Origin of the sequence: Thioalkalivibrio sp. ALRh (assembly GCF_000381425.1) — a bacterium.
Lineage (GTDB): Bacteria > Pseudomonadota > Gammaproteobacteria > Ectothiorhodospirales > Ectothiorhodospiraceae > Thioalkalivibrio.
Genome location: NZ_KB906519.1, coordinates 570,954 through 590,909 on the forward strand (window position 1 = coordinate 570,954; position 19,956 = coordinate 590,909).

Consider the following 19,956-nt stretch of genomic DNA (forward strand, 5'->3'; position numbering starts at 1 on the left):
GACATTGGTGCGAAAGGAGAGACTCGAACTCTCACGGGTTTTACCCCACTGGGACCTAAACCCAGCGCGTCTACCAGTTCCGCCACTTTCGCGTGTGCATTCAATGGTTCGATAAAGGCGCGCATTCTAGCCTGTTCGCGCCCCATAAACACAAAAAGCCCGCGTAGGCGGGCCCTTGTGCCGGCCGCGCTCGCACGCGCCCGGGAATAATGGTGGGTCGTGTAGGATTCGAACCTACGACCAATTGGTTAAAAGCCAACTGCTCTACCAACTGAGCTAACGACCCATGTCTGAGGCCCGCATGGCACCCCCGCAGGGGTCCGCCGGCCTTGTCATTACGCGGCAGCACCTGAATCACCGCGCCGCGTAGTTTACGGCCCGCCGGGGAAAACGCAAGGCTCCCCCGGCGGCCGGCGATCAGATGGCCTCGAGCTTGCGCATGCCACCCGGCAGCAGCTTCATGTCCACCAGCGAGGTGACCAGGGCCTTGCCGAAGGTCGCCTCGTCTTCATAGACCATCTTGTAGTACTGGATCTTCATGGTCAGCGCGGACCCGAACACGATGAACGCAAAGGTAAAGAAGCCACCCAGCGCCAGCGTGGAAATCCCGGTGACCGCCTGACCGATGGTGCAACCCAGCGCCAGGATGCCGCCGACACCCATCAGGATGCCGCCGATGAAGTGGTTCACGAAGTCACGGAAGGACGAGAACCACTCGATTCGGAAGCTGCGCGACACCAGAGCCCAGAAGAACGAACCCAGGATCACGCCGGCCAGCGCCAGCACACCGAAGTAGAGCATGGTGCGGTCAAAGCCGCTGGACACGTAGCCCACGCTCTGGCCCATCGGGTTGATAAAGGTAAACGACTGGTTGGCCCAGGGACCGGACAGCGCCGGACGCTCGCCATCGTCGTCATCGGCGACGAAATCCCATTCCTGGATGTATTCCTGGGCGCTGTACACGCCGCCCATGCCGTCGTCGATCTGGATGTTGCTGGTCAGCCACCAGGCCCCGATCACCACCAGGCCGATCACCAGACCGCCCAGGATGTTGTCGAAACTCTTGCGGAAATCCGCGGCCTTGAAGATCAGGGCCAGCAGCAGCACACCGATCACCAGACCCATCACCAGGCGGGCGCCCAAGGCGTTCTCGCCAGCGATAATGGAGCCAAGATCCTGGCCGCCTTCCATCTGGATGGACACCGCGTCCATCCAGCCAAACAGCAGCTGGAACAGCGTCTGGCCGGTGCCGAAGACAGTGGCGCGGCTGGTCAGCCAGAAGGCGATCACACCGATGATGATCATCACCATCACCGACTTGATGTTGCCGCCACCCACACGCACCAGCGTCTTGTTACCGCAGCCGGACGCATAGGTCATGCCGATGCCGAACAGGAAGCCACCCAGGACGTGCCCGAGCCAGTTGAAGTTTTCGCCGCGGTAGGGAGGGAAGGAACCCTCGGCGCTCAGCACCCCGAAGAATTCGAGCGCCGCCACACCCAGCATCGCCACGGCAATCGCCAGCAGCCAGGAGCGCATGCGCCCGGTATCACCCATGTTCACCCAGTCGGAGACGGCTCCCATGGTGCAGAAGTTGGTCTTGTTCGCGACCGCACCCATGATGAAGGCGAGGACGAACGTGCCGCCCAGGAACATCATTGCGGCGGTTGAAAAGCTGGAGAATTCCATCAACGTATCCTCTCACTGATCGGTTGTCGGGCACGCCTGCACCCATGGGGTGCGCAGCATACATCGGACGCAAGACGAGATCGACCCCCAATTCATTCCGGACCCGGGGCTGTCTGACGAGGGCGAACCGTCCGCCGTCAGGCCGTCCGGTAGAGAGTCGGGTCGGGGACACCAGCGGCCGCAAAACCCTCGCGACGGATACGGCAGCTGTCGCATCGCCCGCAGGCCCGGCCCTCGGGGTCGGCCTGATAGCAGCTCACCGTCTGGGCGTAATCGACCCCCAGGCGCGCGCCGGCACGGATGATCTCGGCCTTGCTCATGTGCATCAAGGGTGCACGCACCTCCCAGCGTACGCCCTCCACCCCGGCACGGGTAGCGACCTGCGCAAGGTCGCGGAAGGCGTCGATAAAGGCCGGGCGACAATCCGGGTACCCGGAGTAGTCGACCGCATTCGCACCGACATAGAGCAGCCGGGCATCAAGCGTTTCGGCCAGCCCCAGCGCCAGAGACAGGAACACCGTATTACGGGCGGGCACATAGGTCACCGGGATGCCTTCGCTCGACTCGGTGGGGACCGCGATCGCGTCATCGGTGAGCGCGGAGCCGCCGATCGCGGTCAGGTCGACCCGGACCACTCGGTGGTCCTGCACGCCCTGGGCGGCAGCCACGCGGCGCGCCGCGTCGAGCTCGGTACGGTGTCGCTGGCCATAGTCGATCGACAGGGCATGACAGTCGAGCCCGTCGGCCAGCGCCATTGCCAGGCAGGTTGCAGAATCCAGCCCGCCCGAGAGTAACACCACCGCCTTTTCCGGTTGCGACATCGACTAACGACCTGGTTGATCGCCCCACAGGAGCTTGTGGAGCTGAAGCTGAAACCGCACGGGCAGCCGTTCGGCCACGATCCAGTCGGCCAGCTCGCGCGGGGCGAGCTCGCCGAATACCGGCGAGAACAGGACCTCGACCTCGGGCGCAAGATCCAGGCGCCCGAGTTCCGCGCGGGCCCAATCGAAATCCGCTCGGTTCGCGAGTACGAACTTCAGCTGATCGCCGGCAGCAAGGTGAGGGATATTGGCCTCCAGGTTGCGGTCCTGCTCGTCGGAGCCCGGCGCCTTCCAGTCCATCACGACCGTGACGCGCGAATCGAGCCCGCCGATGTCGAGGGCGCCGCTGGTTTCCAACGACACCCGATAGCCTGCATCACACAGCCGCGCCAGCAGGTCGCGACAACCGGGCTGGGCCAGTGGCTCCCCACCCGTGACACAGACATGACGGACGCCCGTCTGACCGACCCACGCGAGGATCGTGTCCAGCGCGCGTGCCTCGCCACCCTCGAAGGCGTAAGCACTGTCGCACCAGCGGCAACGCAGCGGGCACCCGGTCAGCCGCACAAATGCGGTGGGCCAGCCGGAATCCGCCGCCTCGCCCTGCAGCGAAACGAACATCTCGGTGATACGGACCTGGGTCGGGCCATGCGAATCGCCCGTGGTCGGTGCGCGCCGGGCACGCACGGGGATCTCGGTCATTGCCCGTCGAGCCGCCGCAACCGCTCGCGTGCCAGGCGGTCCAGCGTCGTGCCGCCGTAATCGGCGCGCACCGCCTCCAGCGCCTCGCGGGCCTCGTCCTCGTTGCCCAGCTCGTAATGCGCATAGCCGATCTTGAGCAGGGCATCCCCGGACTTGTCGCTCTCCGGGTACTGCTCGCGCAAATGCTCGAAATCCTCCAGGGCCGCCTCGAAGTCGCCACTGGCATACTTGGCCTCGGCCAGCCAGTACCAGGCATTGGCGGAATAGTCGCTGTCGGGATAGCTCTCGATGAAGCGTTCAAGGCCGCTCATCGCGGCGTTGTAGTCACCCGCCATCAACTGCTCGAAGGCCTCCTGGTAGGCCGCCTGCTCGTCCGCCTCGGGAAGGTCGAACTCAATGACCTCGTCCGCCGGGGCAGCGGTATCCGCGGGCGCGGCCGCGCCGGTCTCGAACGTGGCCACACGCTCGTCCAGGTTACGGAACTGATCGCGCTGACGGGCGTTCAGACGCTCCAGCTCGTGGCGCAGCGTCTCCACTTCGCCCCGCAGCTCGCGCATCTCCCGGTTCATGGTTTCCGCACCCCGCAGGAGTTCCTGCATGGCGCTGGAGTCCAGCGTCCGCTCGATGCGGTCCAGCCTCCGCGAGAGGTCGCGGATCTGCGACTGGGTCGCGAACACGTCGTCCTGGGCGACGGCTTCGCTGGCAAGCGGGCCCCACGACCCCATCGCCAGGACCAACACCCCGGCGGCGACCGCCACACCCACCCGTGGAAAGAGAAATGCCCCCGGGGGGGCATTTCGGTTACTGCTACCTGTCAAACGCCGCATGGCGCCTCCCGTCGTCTAGCGCCGGGATTCGTAGACCAATTCGACCCGGCGATTCTTGGCCCAAGCCTCCTCGTTCTGCTCAAAGGCGACCGGCATTTCTTCACCATAACTGATGACCTCGATCTGGTCATCCGAGGCCCCGTTCAGGGTCAGGATACGGCGCACCGACTGTGCGCGGCGCTCGCCCAGCCCCAGGTTGTACTCGCGAGTACCCCGCTCGTCGGTATGGCCCTCCAGCCGCAGGCGGGCCCCGGAGTTCTGCGACAGATAGGCCGCATGCGCCTCGAGCATATCCATGTACTGCGACTGCACCTCGTCACGGTCGAACTCGAAATAGACCAGGCGCTCGGCCAGCGGGCTGTCCGGATCATCCAGCGCATCGGCATCGAACTGCCGATCGCGGCCCAGCGCGCGGGCCTCGGCCTCGCGGGCCTCGGCTTCGGCGCGTTCGCGCTCCGCTTGCTCGGCCGCAGCCCGCTCGGCCTCGCGTTCGGCATCCTCGGCATCACGCGTCGGCGTCGCACATGCCGACAGCGCCCCAATCACCATGGCCACAAAAAACCAGCGAAAGATCGTGCTCATCACGTCATTATCCTCGAAAAGCGGTTGTTATTAGGAAGATCAATTCAAGGGTGACCAGGCCGGCTCACGGACCTCGCCCTCCCTGGCAGCGAGACGCTGATGGACCTGCCCATCCTGGCTCACCGAGCCCAGCACGCCACGCCCGCCATCTGTCATCGCATAGATAATCATGCTGCCATTCGGGGCAAAGCTTGGCGATTCCGCATCCCGCCCATCCGTGAGGCGGGTCACACGGCGGTCGTTCAAATCGAGACGGGCCAGTTGAAATCCGCCATCACCACCGTGCACGTAGACCAGATAACGCCCATCCGGGGACACCGTCGCCGCGGCCGCATAGCCGCTCTCGAATGTCAGACGCCGGGGGCTGCCCCCCTCTCGCGGCAGCGCATAGATCTGCGGCGCGCCTGCGCGGTCGGACGTAAAGTAGAGGGTTTCGCCATCGGGCGACCAGACCGGCTCGGTCTCGATCGAGCTGGTCTGGGTCATCTGGCGCATCTCGCCCGTCTCCAGCTCCATCAGGTAGATATTCGGCGCCCCATCGCGTGACAGGCTCAGCGCGAGATAGCGGCCATCGGGCGACCAGGCGGGCGCGCTGTTGATACCCGTGAAGCTGGCCACCCGTTCCCGACTGCCGGTCTCGACATTCTGGCGATAGACCTCGGAACGGCGGTTCTCGAACGAGACGTACACCAGTTCGCGTCCATCCGGCGACCAGTCCGGCGACATGATCGGCTTCGCGGAACGAAACAGGGTGCGCGGATTGGCCCCGTCGGAATCGGCGACCTCAAGGGCAAAGCGGCGCTCGTCGCCGTTACGCTCCACGCTCACGAACGCGATGCGCGCACTGAATGCCCCCGGGTCACCCGTGATCTGTTCGTAGATGATGTCCGAGATACGATGCGCCCCGCGCCGGAGCATGTCGCCGGGCACCGGAATGCGCCAGCCGCCCAGGCGTTCCTCGGACAGCACATCGAATACGTGAAACTCCACGAGGACGTCATCGCCATCGCGGCGCTGATTGCCCACGACCAGGTACTCGACCCCGGTGTCGGCCCAGGGCTCGGCAAGAAAGTCGGCCGGTCCGGACGGGGCCGAAGGCAGATCATCCTGTTCGACATTGAACAGCCCGCTGCGGGCCAGGTTGGCCGCGACGATCTGGGAGATGTCCTCGTCGAGCTCACCCTCCCCCTCGTAGGTAAACGGCGCAACGGCCACCGGTATCGCCCCGGTGACCCCCTCGGTGACCGTGACTTCCAGTACGGCCTGTGCCTGCGCTGCCCACAGCAGCAGCATGGCCGGCAGCATCCAGTGAATCAGTCGTCGCATGAGCTCCTCGTCAAGCGGGCGTGGCCCGCGAATCAGTCCGGTTCAAATCGGATCCGCACCCCGCCCCGCACCGCGCTCGCATCCGGCGGGCGTGGCAGCGAACTCAGACGGTCCATGGTCTGGCGCACGGAGTCGCAGAACCGGCTGTCGCCGGAACAGCTTTCGATATCGAAGTCGATGATACGCCCGGTCTCGTTTACGCGCACGAGAACAATGGCACGGTCCGAGGAGTCAATATCCGACGGCTGACGCCAGCGCCGCTGGACCACCGACTGCACCTGGGCACGCCACTCATCCACTTCGCGATCCATCTGCGCCTGGCGCTCGGCGGCCTCGCGCCGTTCGCGCGCCTCCGCCAGGCGCTCCTGCTCGCGCTCCATTGCCTCGCGGCGGCGCTGCTCCTCCAGTTCGCGCTCCTGCTCGGCCCGGCGCTCGGCCTCTTCCTGCGCACGACGCTCGGCCTCTTCCTGCTCGCGGCGCTCCTGCTCTTCGCGGGCCTGGCGTTCGGCCTCTTCACGCTCGCGCCGCTCCGCCTCTTCGCGCTCGCGGGCCTCCTCGGCCTCCTGTCGTTCACGCTCCGCCGCCTCGCGTTCGGCGCGGATCCGTTCACGCTCGGCCTCGGCCTCTTCCTGTGCGCGCTGACGCTCCTCTTCGGCCTCTCGGCGTGCCTGCTCGGCTTCCTCGATCGCCTGCTGCCGCGCCCGTTCTTCCTCTTCCAGGCGGCGTTGCTCTTCGGCCTGTCGGCGCTCTTCCTCGCGGCGGGCCTCTTCTTCGGCGCGCCGTTGCTCCTCTTCCTCGCGCAGCTGCTCGGCGACTTCTTCCTGACGGGCAACCTCGCGTTGGTGCTCGACCTGATCGAACGCCTCGGCATCCACGGCCACCGCGTCGATCACCTCAATATCCTCCTGCACCGAGATCTCCACCGCGGCCTGCGAGGAGGTGGGGGATATCAGGCTGATATTGAACATCAACGCCGCAAACAGCGCCCCGTGCAACAGGAGCACGAGGAGGAAGCTGACAGGGTGGCGGCGGACAAGCTCGAACACGGCAGCGTGCGTCAGTCGCCGGTTTCGCGCGGCGGCTCGGTGATCAGTCCGACACGCCCGCCGCCCGCGCGCTGCAGGGCGATCATGGCGTCGATCACACGCCCGTAGTCCACATTACGGTCGCCACGCACGAAGGTCTGGGTGCCCGGATGCTCCGCCAGGAACTCGCGCACGATCTCGGTCATCTCCTGCGGCGCCAGCGGCTCATCGATGATTGGCCCCTGGTTCAGGCTCATGGCCCCACTGGCGTCCACGGTCACCACCAGCGGCTCGGCCGCCTGTTCGTCCCGGTCCAGGGCCTCGGCGTCCGCCTCCGGCAGGTCGACTTCCACGCCCTGCTGCAGCATGGGCGCGGTGATCATGAAGATGATCAAAAGCACCAGCATCACGTCGATAAACGGCACGACGTTGATCTGGGACATGGGCCGCCGCAGGCGGCGACTGTTGCGGCGCTGCTCGGACATGGGTCAGGCCGTGGCCTCGGAGGCCGTATCCGTGGACTTGGCGTGAACCTGCCGGTTGAGCAGAGCCACGAACTCGTCATTGAAGTTCTCCAGGCGCACGGCCACGCGGTCGACATCCCCCGCAAAGCGGTTGTAGGCGATCACGGCCGGGATCGCGGCAAACAGACCCAGCGCGGTCGCGATCAGGGCCTCGGCGATCCCGGGAGCGACCATCGCCAGGGTCGCCTGCTGCACCCCAGACAGCCCCAGGAAGGCATGCATGATGCCCCAGACCGTGCCGAACAGGCCGATATACGGGCTGGTTGACCCCACCGTGGCGAGGAACTGCAGATAACGCTCCATCTCGTCAATCTCGCGCGCGATCGCCACACGCATGGCACGCTGGGCGGGCTCACCGGCCGGGATGCCATGCTGGCGCGCACGCAGAAATTCCTTGAACCCAGAGGAGAAGACGTGCTCCATGCCCGTCATTTCCTGCTTGCGCCGCACCCCTTCGTAGAGATGGGACAGGTCGGCCCCCGACCAGAAGCGCTCCTCGAAATCGTCGCAGGCGCGGTGCGCCGCATTCAGGGACCTGGCCTTGACGACGATCGCCAACCAGGAGAGTACGGAGGCGAGCACCAGAATCACCATCACCAGCTGGACCACCAGGGTCGCCTCCATCACCAGCTGGTACATTGAAAAGTCGACTGCCACTTGTCCGTCTCCCGTTACAGCGTTACTTGGTTCCGGCTACGCGGTCAGCCGGCCCATGATCATGATGTCGGCGCAGGGCCTCCAGTACCGGACCGGGGATCGCGGCGGGCGCCTGGCGCGCCACCTCGACGCAGGCAATCCCCACCTCGCCGCTGGCCAGGGTCTCGCCGTCGTGCTCCACACCCTGATGGAACTCCAGGCTCGCCCGGCGCAACGAGTGCAGCCGGCAGGTCACCGTCAGGGCATCGTTGAAGCGCGCCGGGCGCCGCATATCCAGACAGCAGCGGCGCACCGCAAAAACGATCCCGTATTCCTCGCGCAATGCATCCTGCTCGAACCCCAGCGCGCGCAACCACTCGGTGCGCGCGCGCTCCATGAACTTGAGGTAGTTCGCGTGGTAGACCACGCCGCCGGCGTCAGTGTCTTCGTAATAGACTCGCACCGGCCACTCGAACGGGGCGTCGCCTTCCGTCACGGACGGCCTCCGCCCTGGCTGTCGACCGGCGCCAGCAGGTCGGGTTCCACCGACCCGGTCAGGCCGAACATCGCCAGCGTCCGCCGCGTGGCCTGACGCCCGCGCGGGGTTCGCTGCAGGTACCCCTGCTGGATCAGAAACGGCTCGACCACATCCTCCAGGGTACCGCGATCCTCGTTCAGCGCCGTCGCCAGGCTTTCCACGCCGACCGGCCCGCCGTCGAATTTCTCGACCAGCACCTCCAGCAACCGGCGGTCCTGGGCATCCAGGCCCGAGGCATCGATCGCCAGCAGGTCCAGCGCCTGACCCGCGACCTCGGCGGTAATCACGCCGGAGGCACGGACCTCGGCATAGTCGCGAACCCGCCGCAGCAGGCGATTCGCCAGGCGCGGCGTGCCCCGCCCGCGGCGCGCGATCTCCGCCGCCCCTTCAGGCTCGATCCCGACACCCAGCAATCCGGCGGCGCGCCCGACAATATGGGCGAGGTCTGTGACAGTGTAATGATCGAGTCGCTGAACGATGCCGAACCGGTCACGCAACGGCGCCGAAAGCAGGCCCGCGCGCGTAGTCGCGCCCACTAGTGTGAACGGGGGCAAGTCCACCTTGATCGAGCGCGCCGCCGGTCCCTCGCCAATCACGATGTCGAGCTGACCGTCTTCCAGCGCCGGATACAGGATCTCCTCGACCACGGTCGGCAGGCGGTGGATCTCGTCAACGAACAGGACGTCCTGGGGCTCCAACGCGGTCAGGATCGCGGCCAGGTCGCCAGCGCGCTCCAGTACCGGGCCCGAGGTCTGGCGCAGCCCCACCCCGAGTTCGTTCGCCACGATATGGGCCAGGGTCGTCTTGCCCAGCCCCGGGGGGCCGGCCACCAGCGTATGGTCCAGGGCCTCCCCGCGCCCGCGCGCCGCCTCGATAAACAGGCCCAGTTGTTCAACCACCCGGGGCTGTCCGGTGTAGTCGTCCAGCCGCTTGGGACGCAGGCTGACCTCCACCCGCGTGTCCTCCGACTGACTCTGCATATCGACCAGGCGTGATTCCATGACCCCGCAGTATGCATCCGTCGCGATGGCGTTTATAGACCCCCGTACAACTTTAAAGGAAGCGTCTCAAAAGCTCCCGATTCAACCCGTATCAAAGCCTGCGGGCAACGGCTCCGGCGGGCTCACAACCTCCCTATCCAGTTCCTCCACGTGCGCCATGCGCGGTCCCTCCCAAAGCCATGCCTCCAGCCGCTCCAGGGCATCCGGGTCGCCGACCGCCAGCACCTCCACGCGGCCGTCCGGCAGGTTGCGCGCATACCCCGTCAGCCCGAGCGCCTGCGCCTGTTCCCGGGTCGAGGCGCGAAAGAACACGCCCTGCACACGCCCCCTGACATGCCAGCGGCGGGCATGGGTATCATGGGCCTTTGCCATCGATGACCTCCGGAGTCGATTCATGTCCGACGCCCCTACGCTGTATCACAACCCGCGCTGCAGCAAGTCGCGCGCGACCCTCGCCCTGCTGCGGGAGCAAGGTGTAGAGCCCGAGATCGTGGAGTATCTGAAGACGCCACCGGATGCCGCGACGTTGAAGGGCGTGATCGAGAAGCTGGGCATCCGCCCCCGCGACCTGCTGCGCACCGGCGAGGCGGAGTACCGCGAGCTGGGCCTGAAAGACGCGGAGATGGATGACGAGGCGCTGATCCAGACCATGGTCCAGCACCCGAAACTGATCGAGCGACCGATCCTGATCGTCGGGGGCGCGGCCCGCATCGGGCGCCCGCCGGAACAGGTGCTGGAGATCGTGTCGTGAGCACGGCACCGGAGATCCTGGTGCTGTACTACAGCCGCTACGGGGCGACCGCCGAGCTGGCCCGCCAGGTCGCAACCGGCGTCGAAAAGGCTGGCGCCACCGCGCGGGTGCGCACCGTACCCCCAGTCTCCACGAATATCGACGAGGACCGCCCGGCAGTACCCGAGGACGGGCCACCCTATGCCGAACTGCGCGATCTCGAGGAATGCGCGGGGCTGGTCATGGGTTCGCCGACCCGCTTCGGCAACATGGCCGCGCCGCTGAAATACTTCCTCGACGGCACCAGCGGGCTGTGGGCCAGCGGCGGGCTGGTGGACCGGCCCTTCGGCGTCTTCACCAGCACGGCCACCCAGCATGGCGGGCAGGAGACCACCCTGCTCAGCATGGCCCTGCCGCTGATCCATCAGGGCATGCTGTGGGTCGGCGTGCCCTATACCGTGCCGGAGCTGAACAGCACCACCAGCGGCGGCACGCCCTACGGCGCCAGCCATGTGGCCGGCACCCAGGGCGAGCAGGCGGTCACCCGCGACGAACAGCGCATCGCAGCAGCCCTTGGGGAACGCGTCGCGCGCATCGCCTTGCGCCTCGAAGCAGCACCTGGCGCCCCGGCATGATCGCGCTGTCCCGTGCCCTGGCTCTGGCCGGCTTTCTTGGACTGCTGCTGCTAATCCTGGTCTGGACCACCTGGATCGCCCCGCCGGAGATCGTCCCGGTCTGGCTGGCGTTGATCGTACTGGTCATGCCGCTGCTGTTTCCGCTGCGCGGGATGCTGCACGGAAGGCGCTACACCCACGCCTGGTCCAGCCTGCTGGCGCTCGCCTACATCACGCTCGGGATCACCATCGGCGCGGCCGCGGAGGACCGGCTCTATGGCCTCCTGATGACCGGAGCCAGCCTCGCCTGGTTCGCGGGCAGCCTGCTGTTCGTGAAACTGGACGCCCGGCGGGCCCGCGCGGCGGCCGAGTAACCTCAAGCAACCCCGGGTTCAGCCCATACGGGCCAGCTGTTCGCGCACGAACGGGATGGTCAGGCGCCGCTGCTGGGCTAGCGCAGCCAGATCCAGGCGGTCCAGCAGCGCCAGCAGCGTGGACAGGTCACGCGAGCAGCGGCGCAGCAGGTAATCCGCCACCGGCTCCGGCAGCTCCAGCCCGCGCAGGGCCGCACGCTGTGCCAGGATCTCCTTGCAGGCCGCATCATCCGGCCGCTGCATGCGGAACACCGGGCCCCAGGCCAGGCGCGAGGCCAGATCCGGCAACTGGACCGGTAGCCCCTCGGGCGGTGCCGCGGCCGCCAGCAGCACGCGGCAGCCGGCATCACGCAGCCGGTTGATCAGCCCGAACAGGGCCTCGTCCCAGTCCCCGCGGCCCACCACGGCCTCCAGATCATCCAGCGCCACCAGACGCGAGCGCTCCAGACCATCGAGCACGGCCATCGGTGGCGCATCACGTACCTCGCCAAGCGGCAGGTAGCTGACCGGTTCCCCGCGCTCGTGTCCCTGGTGACAGGCAGCCTGCAGCAGGTGCGTCTTGCCGGAGCCGGGCGGCCCGTGCAGCAGGATCTGCGGCTCCTGTATCCCGGTCCCGACGCTCAAGGCCCGCACGGCATCCCGCGCCAGGGCATTGCCTGCCACGCAAAAACCGGAAAAACGCGAGGCGTCGCGCAGGCGCAGGTCCAGCGGCATCTGGCGCTCCAGCGGGCTGTTGCCTTCGGGTCTCACGGGACATCGGCCCCGGCTGCGTTCATGTCCCGATAGCGCGCCATTGCCTGACGCACCGCAACTGCGAGCACCGCCGCCACCGGCAACGCAAGCAGGACCCCGAAGAACCCGAACAGCTGACCGCCGGCGAGCACGGCAAAGATCACCGCCACCGGATGCAGCCCGGTCCGGTCCCCCACCAGCCACGGGGTCAGCACCACCGACTCCAGCACCTGCGCCACCGCGAAGATCACCAGCACCACCAGCAACAGCGTCCAGCCATCGCCCTGGAACAGCACGGCCGCCGTGGCCAGCACGATGCCCACGATCACGCCCACATAGGGGATGAAACTGACCAGTCCGGCAATCAGGCCGATGGCCAGCCCCATCTGTACGCCCGCCACACTCAGGGTGATCGCGTAGAACAGCCCCAGCGCCAGCATTACCAGTAGCTGCCCGCGCAGGAACGCCCCCAGGGTATGGTCCGATTCCACCGCAAAACGGCTGACCGGGTCACGCCAGGCTCGCGGCAGCAGGTCATGCAGACCCGCGACCAGCCGCGGCCAGTCCCGCAGCAGATAGAAACTGACCACCGGGATCAGCACCAGATTGAGCACGCCCAGGACCAGGGCGCCGGTCGAGCTGCCCAGCCAGTGCAGCAACCCGCCCGCCAGACCGCCGGCCTCGCGCCAGTGCTCGGCCAGCAGTTCCTGCAGTGCCGCCGGCTCCAGAGCCGGCAGGCGATCGCCCGCCTGCTGCTCGATCCAGGGACGAACCCGCTCGTCGAACCAGGCGATCACCTCGGGCAACAGCAGCATCAGGCGTTCGAACTGGGCCATGGCCAGCGGGATCAGGACCAGCACCAGCCCCGCCATTCCCAGCATCACCAGCACGAAGATCACCAGCGTGGCCAAGGTGCGCGAACCGCCCATGCGTACCGCCAGGCGCGTCACCAGGGGGTTGAACAGGTAGCCGATCAGCAGCGCGATCAGAAACGGCGTAAGAATCGGCGCTAGCAGATAGAGCGCCACGCCCAGGACCACCAGCCCGACCAGGGCCGCCAGCGTGGCAGCAGAGAATGGCGCCAGCGGGTTCACTCGCGGCGCAGCCAGGCCTTCGCCTCGGAGTCACCGCGCGGATCCTCCGCCGCGCCATAGCCGCTGGCGTGCAGCAGGTCTACCAGGTCATCCGGGGCCAAACCCGTGCGCACCTCGAGGGTCACCGCGTTACCACCCAGCGAATCCAGCCTTGCGCTCTCAATAGCCTCGATCTGCGCCAGCTCCCGCCGCAACGCCTCGAACGCGGGAAAGCCCTCGACCCCGACAAAGCCCAGCTTCACCCACTCGGGCTCGGCGGCGACGCGGGCCAGCGGTGCCACGACCTGGTCAAGGCCATCCTCGACCGCCGCGCGCGCCGCGGCGGCCGGAGATTCACCGCGGCCCTCACTACGGTACTCGCGCCCACCATGCACGGTAATGGCACGCGCCTCGGCGCCACCCCCAACCGAGCGTACATGCAGCGCCACGATACCCGTCGGCCCGTAGCGCCCGGCCGCTTCCTGCAGCGGCTCGGTCACGCCACCAATCACATCCCCCGCCTGCGCGGCCCGGCGATCCTCCAGATCCCCCAGTGGCAGCACGAAAGGCATCCCGCGATCGCGCCCCAGCGCGTCAATCCCGGCCAGCACATCGGCCTCGTCCTGGGTGGAGCCCAGCAGGTGGCGGCGCCCGTCCGCCTCGTACACCGCCCAGACCAGCAGTTGCGGGCGCGCGCCCAGCACCACGGGCACCTCGGCGGCATTTAGAGCGTTGCGCAGGCGGCCCCGATCGAACTCCAGGCGATATTCGCCGTTATCCACCTCCTGCCGCCGACGCAGGGCCTCAATACGCCCCTCCTCGTCCAGTTCCAGCAACAGGAGCTGCGCCAGTTCGCTCAGCTCCGGCGAACGCTGCCCGGCCACGCGCACCAGCGCCTGTTCCAGGCCCTGCGCCAGCGCGGTCGTTTCGTCCTCCGCATGGACGTTCACCACCACGGCATCATCCGCCAGCAATGGAGAGACCAACAACAGCAGACACAGGAGTAGGCACGCAGCCAGGGCGCGGGACGGGCGAAAGAGGCGCAGCATAGGGTTGAATGGCGTTTTCGACAGGCGCCCAAAATACCACAGCGCCCCGCCCTGCAGCGCCCGGCTTTTTGCACGCCCCCCGGCGCCTCGCTACCATGCCGGATTCCGCGAGCGCCGCCGGATACCGGATGCGGCCATCAACCACCCAGGGTACCCATGTCCGAAACCCGTTCAGGCCTGACCTACCGCGAGGCAGGTGTCGACATCGAGGCCGGCGCCGAGCTGGTCGAACGCATCAAACCGCATGCCGCCCGCACGCAGCGCCCTGGCGTCATGGCCGGGCTGGGCGGCTTTGGTGCCCTGTTTGAGCTCCCGATGGACCGCTACAAGCAGCCTGTGCTGGTCTCCGGCACCGACGGCGTAGGCACCAAGCTGCGCCTGGCCCAGGAGACGGGGCGCCATGACAGCATCGGCATCGATCTGGTGGCGATGTGCGTGAATGACATCGTGGTGCAGGGAGCCGAGCCGCTGTTCTTCCTCGACTACTACGCCACCGGACACCTGGACGTCGATATCGCCGCGGATGTCGTCACCGGTATCGCCACCGGCTGCGAACAGGCCGGCTGCGCCCTGATCGGGGGCGAAACGGCCGAGATGCCGGGCATGTACCAGGGCGAGGACTACGACGTCGCGGGCTTCGCGGTCGGCATTGCCGAAAAGGAGGCCCTGATCGACGGCACCCGGGTCAGCGCGGGCGATGTCGTGCTCGGGCTGGCCGCCAGCGGCCCGCACTCCAATGGCTATTCTCTAATCCGGCGCGTCCTGGAACACTCCGGCGCGGCCCTGGATGCCCCGCTTCCCGGAGCCGACGGCACCACATTGGGCGACGCCCTGATGGCCCCGACCACGATCTACGTGCGCCCGCTGCTGGATCTGATGCAGCAGTTTCCGGTACACGCGGCGGCCCACATCACCGGTGGCGGCCTGACCGAAAACCTCCCGCGAGTGCTGCCGGAGCAGCTGTGCGCCCGCATTGATCCGCAGGCCTGGCAATGGCCACCCGTGTTCGACTGGCTGCAACAGGCCGGCGACATCGCGCCTGAAGAGATGCTGCGCACGTTCAACTGCGGGATCGGCATGACCGTGATCCTGCCCGAAGACCGTGTCGAGGCCGCCAGCTCGGCACTGGCCCGGGCGGGCATCCCGAGCTGGCCGATCGGCGTGATCGTGAACTGCGAAGACACGGCCCCCGGGGTGGTCTACGCCGCACGATGAGCAGCAACGCCGGCCCCTCCAGCCCGGATTCCCTGCCACGCCTGGTCGTCCTGATCTCGGGGCGCGGCAGCAATCTGGGCGCCATGATCGAGGCCTGCAACACTGGCCACATCCCGGCCCGGATCGTCGGCATCATCAGCAATCGCCCCGATGCAGGGGGGCTGGCCTACGCGGAAGAGCACGCGATCCCCGCACGTGTTCTGAACCACCGCGACTACCCCTCGCGCGAGGCCTTCGATGCAGATCTGGCCGAGGCGATCGAGGCCTTTGACCCCGATCTCGTGATCCTGGCCGGCTTCATGCGCATCCTGACCCCCGGTTTCGTCGATCGCTTCACGGGAAGGCTGTTGAACATTCACCCCTCCCTGTTGCCGAAGTACCGTGGGCTGGACACACATGCCCGCGCGCTGGCCGACGGGGAGGACGAACACGGCGCCAGCGTGCATTTTGTCACCCCCGAACTGGACGGCGGCCCGGTGATCATGCAGGCCCGCGTGCCGGTCCTGCCCGATGACACGCCCGAGAGCCTCGCCACCCGCGTCCAGCGCGCCGAACACCGGCTGTATCCCGAGGTCGTGCGGCGCCTGTGTTCAGGGGAAATTCAGTGGCGCGACCGCATCGTGACCGGGGACAACACCCCGTTGACGGTCCCGCTGCAGCTCGAAACCAATGAGGTAGTACCCGATGTTGAAGCTCCCGAGGAACGGAGCCCTGTGCCGCGCGACGCGGACTAGCCTGCTGACCGCCCTGCTCCTGCTGGGACAGGTCCTGCTGGCGTCCGCTGCCGCCAATGAGCCCCAGGAGGGTCCGCGCCTGCCGCCATTCACGGCCAGCTACGAGGCCCAGGCCATGGGCAACACCCTGAATGCCAGGATCACCCTGAACCACGAAGACGTACAAACACGCATGGCCATGGATGCCCATGTATCCGGCTTCCTGCGGATCCTCGGGCGCTTCGAGCTGAGCCGCGAGGCCCTGATGAACGCCAACGACGTCGGGCTTCAACTGGTCACCTCGCGCAGCCGCGAGGTGACACCCCGCCGCGAACGCAAGGTCGAGACGCGCTTCGACTGGGAAGAAGACCGTGCGATCGGACACGTAGACAACGAGCGATTCGATATCGAGGTTCCCCCGCATACCCTCGACTTCCTCGGCTCGCTGTACTTCATGATGCAGCGCCTGGAAGCGGGCGACCTCGCCAGAGAGGGCGACGGCGAAACGGTACAGACCCTGGAACGCGACCGCCTGCGCGAGTATCGCTTCGAGTACGCCGATACGGAGACGATCGAATCCCCGATGGGGCGTATCGAGACGGTGCGCGTCGTGCGCAAGAGCCAGGACAGTGACATCGAACTCTCTGCCTGGTTCGCCCCCGACCTCAGCCACCTGCCGGTAAGGTTCGATTACGAGGCCGACGGCCGCGTGTTCGAACTGAAGCTGACCCGGCTGGAGTGGCACGACCCGATCATTGACCTGACCGAGTAGACACCATGAGCGAGACCTTTGACCTGGCCATCATCGGAAGTGGCCCCGGGGGCTATCGTGCCGCCGTTCTGGGCGCCCTGCGCGGGCTCAACGTCGTCATCGTCGAAAAGGGCGACTGGGGCGGCTGCTGCCTGAACCGCGGCTGCGTGCCGAAAAAGGACTGGTACCACACCGCACGCACCGTCGCCGCGCAGCGCCACTTCGAGGGCCGCGGCATCAGCGGCAGCCTCACGGCCGACATGGACCGCGCCTGGGACCACCAGAAGGACGTGGTCACCGAGGTCCGCAACTCCTACCTCGGCTACATGAAGCACCTGAAGATCCAGTACCGTCACGGCACTGCCCGCTTCCGCGATGCCGAAACCCTCGAGGTCGCGACGGAGGATGGAACCGAGACCATCCAGGCCCGCCATACCATTATCGCCACCGGTGCCACCGCTACTGTCCCGGCCCCGTTCACGACCGAACCCGGGCGCGTACTGACCACCGACATGCTGTTCGACGACAAGCCGCCGGCAGGCAAGCGCGTCGCGATCATCGGCTCCGGCGTGGTCGCCACCGAGTTCGCCTGGATCTTCCATCACCTCGGCAAGAAGGTGACCTGGCTGTCGCGCTCCAAGCCCCTGTCCACCCAGAAATTCAGCCCTCAGGCGCTGGGTACGCTGAAGGAACAGCTGGCCGCGGACGGCATCGAGCCGGTGCGGGTCAAGGGATATGACCAGGTCGAGACCTCCGATAACGGCGTCACCATCACCGACAGCGAGGGCAACAGCTTCGAGGTCGACTGGGTCCTGCTCGGCACCGGGCGCACCCCGCATACCGAGGGCCTGAACCTCGACGAAATCGGGGTGAAGATCGATGCCCGCGGCTTCGTGAAGCGCCGCCCCACCCTGCAGACCGATGTCGACAACATCTACGCCATCGGCGATGTCGCGAGCGAATGGCAGACCGCGAACCACGCGCTGGCGGACGCCACCATCGCGGTGGAAAACATCCAGAACGGCAATTCCCGCGAGCAGGACGAGCGCTTCGTGCCGATCGCGATCTACTCCGCGGTGGAGATGGCGCGCCTGGGGATGGACGAGGACGACGCCGAGGACGATGAGCTGGAGCCGGCGGTCGGCTTCGCCGCGTTCGAGACCTCCCCGCGCGCGCTGGGCCAGGACGAGCCGGAGGGCTTCGTACGCCTGATCGGCGACATGGACACCGGCGCCCTGCTGGGCGGCGAGGTCATCGGCAGCGACGCCGGCGAACTGATTCACATCCTTTCGCTGGCCCCCGACCGCGACACCGCACTGGCCTGGCTCGCCCGCGGCCAGTGGAACCACCCGGCCCGCGCCGAGGAATTCCTCAACGCAACGGAAACCCTCGCCTCGAAGTGGAACCTGAAGTCCGAGATCTTCGGGCTTTAGTGGACACGGGCGGCACAAGGATGTGCCCCCATAGCCGCCTTAGCCGGGAACGCAATCAGCGCAGAAACAGCGAGTAGGCCGGGTTGGCCGTCTCCTCGTGCCAGGGGTAGCCGACTTCCTTCAGAAAATCGCGAAAGCGCGCGCGATCCTCGGCCGGGATCTGCATCCCCACCAGCACGCGCCCGTAGGCGGCCCCGTGGTTGCGGTAGTGGAACAGGCTGATGTTCCAGGTCTGGCCCATGTGGGTCAGGAAGTTCAGCAACGCCCCGGGGCGCTCGGGAAACTCGAAGCGGTACAGGCGTTCGTTGCGGACCTCGCCGCCATGACCACCGACCATGTGCCGCAGGTGCAGTTTGGCCACCTCGTTCTCGGTCATGTCCATGACCTCGTAGCCCTGCGCCTCCAGCGTCTCGCGGATCGCCTGACGTTCGCTGTCGCCGCCTTCCAGCTTGATGCCGGCAAACACGTGCGCACGCTCGTCGTCCGCGTAGCGGTAGTTGAACTCCGTGATGCCCCGCTTGCCGATGGCCTGGCAGAACTGGCGAAAGCTCCCCGGGCGCTCGGGGATGGTCACCGCGAACAGGGCCTCGCGGTGCTCGCCGATCTCGGCGCGCTCGGCCACGTGGCGCAGACGGTCGAAATTGATGTTGGCACCGCTCAGCACGGCGGCGAAGTCGCCCCCCGTGATCCCTTCGCGCGCGATGTACTGCTTCATCCCGGCCACCGCCAGCGCGCCCGCCGGCTCCGCCAGTACGCGGGTGTCGTCGAACACATCCTTGATCGCGGCGCAGATCGAGTCGGTATCCACCAGCAGGACCTCGTCGACCAGCTCGCGCACCAGGCGAAAGGTCTCCTTGCCCACCTGGCGCACGGCGGCGCCGTCGGCAAAGATCCCGACCTGCTTCAGCGTGACGCGACGATTCTGCTGCAGCGCCTTGTACATGGACGGGGCGTCGTCCGGCTCGACCCCGATTACCTTGATCTCCGGACGCAAGCGCTTGATGTAGGCGGCCATGCCCGCCGCCAGACCTCCGCCACCGATGCAGACGAACACCGCATCCAGCGGCGCGGAGTGCTGGCGCAACAGTTCCATCGCCACGGTACCCTGGCCGGCGATTACGTCCGGATCGTCGAACGGGTGGATAAACGTATAGCCGTGCTTTTCCTGCAAGGTCCGCGCATGCGCGGCCGCCTCGTCGAAAGAATCGCCGTGCAATACCGCCTTCCCGCCATAACGGCGCACGGCCGCGATCTTGATCGACGGCGTGGTCACCGGCATCACGATCACCGCCTTGATCCCCAGATGGGCCGCGCCCAACGCCACCCCCTGGGCATGGTTACCTGCGGAGGCGGCAATCACGCCTTTCTTGCGCTGCTCGGGCGTAAGCTGCGCGATCTTGTTGTAGGCCCCGCGCAGCTTGAACGAGAACACCGGCTGCAGGTCCTCGCGCTTGAGCCAGATGCTGGACCCCAGGCGCTGCGACAGCGTCGGCATCGGCTCCAGCGGCGTCTCGCGCGCGACATCGTAGACACGCGCCGTGAGGATCTTCTCGAGGTAGGGGACTGTCATGGCCGGAACGATAGCACGGCGCGAATCATGC

The 19,956-nt window shown here is 66.9% G+C and carries 23 protein-coding genes and 2 tRNA genes; 7 read left to right on the forward strand and 18 right to left on the reverse strand.

The window, feature by feature from the left end; all coding sequences use genetic code 11:
• Nucleotides 1–5: 5 nt before the first annotated feature.
• The 14 genes from F791_RS0102730 to F791_RS0102795 all read right to left on the reverse strand — a co-directional run bounded on the left by F791_RS0102730 (nt 6) and on the right by F791_RS0102795 (nt 10,043).
• Nucleotides 6–92, reverse strand: a tRNA-Leu gene (locus F791_RS0102730).
• A gap of 118 nt (nt 93–210) precedes the next feature.
• Nucleotides 211–286 (reverse strand) — tRNA-Lys (locus F791_RS0102735).
• A 131-nt stretch (nt 287–417) separates the two neighbouring features.
• The gene (locus tag F791_RS0102740) at nt 418–1,689 is read right to left on the reverse strand and encodes a YeeE/YedE family protein (protein WP_018138788.1); all 1,272 of its coding nucleotides are present in this window, start codon (nt 1,687–1,689) and stop codon (nt 418–420) included.
• A 137-nt stretch (nt 1,690–1,826) separates the two neighbouring features.
• The gene (queC, locus tag F791_RS0102745; protein ID WP_038048905.1) at nt 1,827–2,510 is read right to left on the reverse strand and encodes a 7-cyano-7-deazaguanine synthase QueC; all 684 of its coding nucleotides are present in this window, start codon (nt 2,508–2,510) and stop codon (nt 1,827–1,829) included.
• Between the two features lie 3 nt (nt 2,511–2,513).
• Nucleotides 2,514–3,212, reverse strand: coding sequence for a 7-carboxy-7-deazaguanine synthase QueE (queE, locus tag F791_RS0102750; protein WP_018993734.1), 699 nt, complete (start codon nt 3,210–3,212; stop codon nt 2,514–2,516).
• Nucleotides 3,209–3,976, reverse strand: a complete 768-nt coding sequence (ybgF, locus tag F791_RS0102755) for a tol-pal system protein YbgF (protein ID WP_018138791.1) — start codon at nt 3,974–3,976, stop codon at nt 3,209–3,211. Before ybgF ends, queE begins: the two co-directional genes overlap by 4 nt.
• A gap of 78 nt (nt 3,977–4,054) precedes the next feature.
• Nucleotides 4,055–4,621: a peptidoglycan-associated lipoprotein Pal gene (gene pal, locus F791_RS0102760; RefSeq protein WP_018138792.1), complete on the reverse strand. Its 567-nt coding sequence runs from the start codon at nt 4,619–4,621 to the stop codon at nt 4,055–4,057.
• A gap of 39 nt (nt 4,622–4,660) precedes the next feature.
• Entirely contained in the window at nt 4,661–5,947 is a 1,287-nt protein-coding gene (gene tolB, locus F791_RS0102765) for a Tol-Pal system beta propeller repeat protein TolB (protein WP_018993735.1), read from the reverse strand.
• A 32-nt stretch (nt 5,948–5,979) separates the two neighbouring features.
• Nucleotides 5,980–6,993 (reverse strand): cell envelope integrity protein TolA, encoded by a 1,014-nt coding sequence (gene tolA, locus F791_RS0102770; RefSeq protein ID WP_018993736.1) that lies wholly within the window; start codon nt 6,991–6,993, stop codon nt 5,980–5,982.
• Nucleotides 6,994–7,004: 11 nt separating this feature from the next.
• Complete coding sequence (gene tolR, locus F791_RS0102775; protein ID WP_018138795.1) at nt 7,005–7,457, reverse strand: protein TolR; 453 nt, start codon at nt 7,455–7,457, stop codon at nt 7,005–7,007.
• Between the two features lie 3 nt (nt 7,458–7,460).
• On the reverse strand, nt 7,461–8,135 hold the full coding sequence (gene tolQ, locus F791_RS0102780; protein WP_018138796.1) for a protein TolQ: 675 nt from the start codon (nt 8,133–8,135) through the stop codon (nt 7,461–7,463).
• 40 nt (nt 8,136–8,175) lie between these two features.
• Entirely contained in the window at nt 8,176–8,628 is a 453-nt protein-coding gene (gene ybgC, locus F791_RS0102785; protein ID WP_018993737.1) for a tol-pal system-associated acyl-CoA thioesterase, read from the reverse strand.
• The gene (gene ruvB, locus F791_RS0102790; protein WP_018138798.1) at nt 8,625–9,671 is read right to left on the reverse strand and encodes a Holliday junction branch migration DNA helicase RuvB; all 1,047 of its coding nucleotides are present in this window, start codon (nt 9,669–9,671) and stop codon (nt 8,625–8,627) included. Before ruvB ends, ybgC begins: the two co-directional genes overlap by 4 nt.
• Before the next feature lie 81 nt (nt 9,672–9,752).
• The gene (locus F791_RS0102795; protein WP_018993738.1) at nt 9,753–10,043 is read right to left on the reverse strand and encodes an acylphosphatase; all 291 of its coding nucleotides are present in this window, start codon (nt 10,041–10,043) and stop codon (nt 9,753–9,755) included.
• A gap of 22 nt (nt 10,044–10,065) precedes the next feature.
• Between F791_RS0102795 and arsC the strand changes: the two genes are divergently transcribed.
• Genes arsC through F791_RS0102810 form a run of 3 tightly spaced genes read left to right on the forward strand, consistent with a single transcriptional unit; the run spans nt 10,066 to nt 11,389 of the window.
• A complete protein-coding gene (arsC, locus tag F791_RS0102800; RefSeq protein WP_018138800.1) occupies nt 10,066–10,422 on the forward strand; it encodes an arsenate reductase (glutaredoxin) in 357 nt (118 codons plus the stop codon).
• Nucleotides 10,419–11,036, forward strand: coding sequence for an NAD(P)H:quinone oxidoreductase (gene wrbA / locus F791_RS0102805; RefSeq protein ID WP_018138801.1), 618 nt, complete (start codon nt 10,419–10,421; stop codon nt 11,034–11,036). The genes arsC and wrbA overlap by 4 nt, the downstream gene beginning before the upstream one ends.
• The gene (locus F791_RS0102810; RefSeq protein ID WP_018138802.1) at nt 11,033–11,389 is read left to right on the forward strand and encodes a DUF2069 domain-containing protein; all 357 of its coding nucleotides are present in this window, start codon (nt 11,033–11,035) and stop codon (nt 11,387–11,389) included. Before wrbA ends, F791_RS0102810 begins: the two co-directional genes overlap by 4 nt.
• A gap of 18 nt (nt 11,390–11,407) precedes the next feature.
• Here F791_RS0102810 and hda read toward each other — a convergent pair whose 3' ends face one another.
• From hda to F791_RS0102825, 3 genes are read right to left on the reverse strand one after another with little or no spacing between them, the layout of a single operon-like run.
• Nucleotides 11,408–12,103 carry a DnaA regulatory inactivator Hda gene (gene hda / locus F791_RS0102815; RefSeq protein WP_018174644.1) on the reverse strand — a complete coding sequence of 232 codons (696 nt, stop codon included), beginning with the start codon at nt 12,101–12,103 and terminating at the stop codon, nt 11,408–11,410.
• A 32-nt stretch (nt 12,104–12,135) separates the two neighbouring features.
• Nucleotides 12,136–13,215, reverse strand: a complete 1,080-nt coding sequence (locus F791_RS0102820; protein WP_018174643.1) for an AI-2E family transporter — start codon at nt 13,213–13,215, stop codon at nt 12,136–12,138.
• On the reverse strand, nt 13,212–14,243 hold the full coding sequence (locus F791_RS0102825) for a DUF2066 domain-containing protein (RefSeq protein ID WP_019592143.1): 1,032 nt from the start codon (nt 14,241–14,243) through the stop codon (nt 13,212–13,214). Before F791_RS0102825 ends, F791_RS0102820 begins: the two co-directional genes overlap by 4 nt.
• A gap of 156 nt (nt 14,244–14,399) precedes the next feature.
• Here F791_RS0102825 and purM point away from each other — a divergent pair, with 156 nt between their 5' ends.
• From purM to F791_RS0102845, 4 genes are read left to right on the forward strand one after another with little or no spacing between them, the layout of a single operon-like run.
• A complete protein-coding gene (gene purM / locus F791_RS0102830; RefSeq protein WP_018138806.1) occupies nt 14,400–15,458 on the forward strand; it encodes a phosphoribosylformylglycinamidine cyclo-ligase in 1,059 nt (352 codons plus the stop codon).
• The gene (gene purN, locus F791_RS0102835) at nt 15,455–16,192 is read left to right on the forward strand and encodes a phosphoribosylglycinamide formyltransferase (protein ID WP_018138807.1); all 738 of its coding nucleotides are present in this window, start codon (nt 15,455–15,457) and stop codon (nt 16,190–16,192) included. The genes purM and purN overlap by 4 nt, the downstream gene beginning before the upstream one ends.
• Entirely contained in the window at nt 16,143–16,943 is an 801-nt protein-coding gene (locus F791_RS0102840; RefSeq protein WP_018138808.1) for a DUF3108 domain-containing protein, read from the forward strand. Before purN ends, F791_RS0102840 begins: the two co-directional genes overlap by 50 nt.
• Before the next feature lie 5 nt (nt 16,944–16,948).
• Entirely contained in the window at nt 16,949–18,355 is a 1,407-nt protein-coding gene (locus tag F791_RS0102845) for an NAD(P)/FAD-dependent oxidoreductase (RefSeq protein ID WP_018138809.1), read from the forward strand.
• A gap of 55 nt (nt 18,356–18,410) precedes the next feature.
• Here the strand turns inward: F791_RS0102845 and ilvA are convergent, their stop codons facing one another.
• On the reverse strand, nt 18,411–19,925 hold the full coding sequence (ilvA, locus tag F791_RS0102850; protein ID WP_018138810.1) for a threonine ammonia-lyase, biosynthetic: 1,515 nt from the start codon (nt 19,923–19,925) through the stop codon (nt 18,411–18,413).
• Between the last annotated feature and the right edge of the window lie 31 nt (nt 19,926–19,956).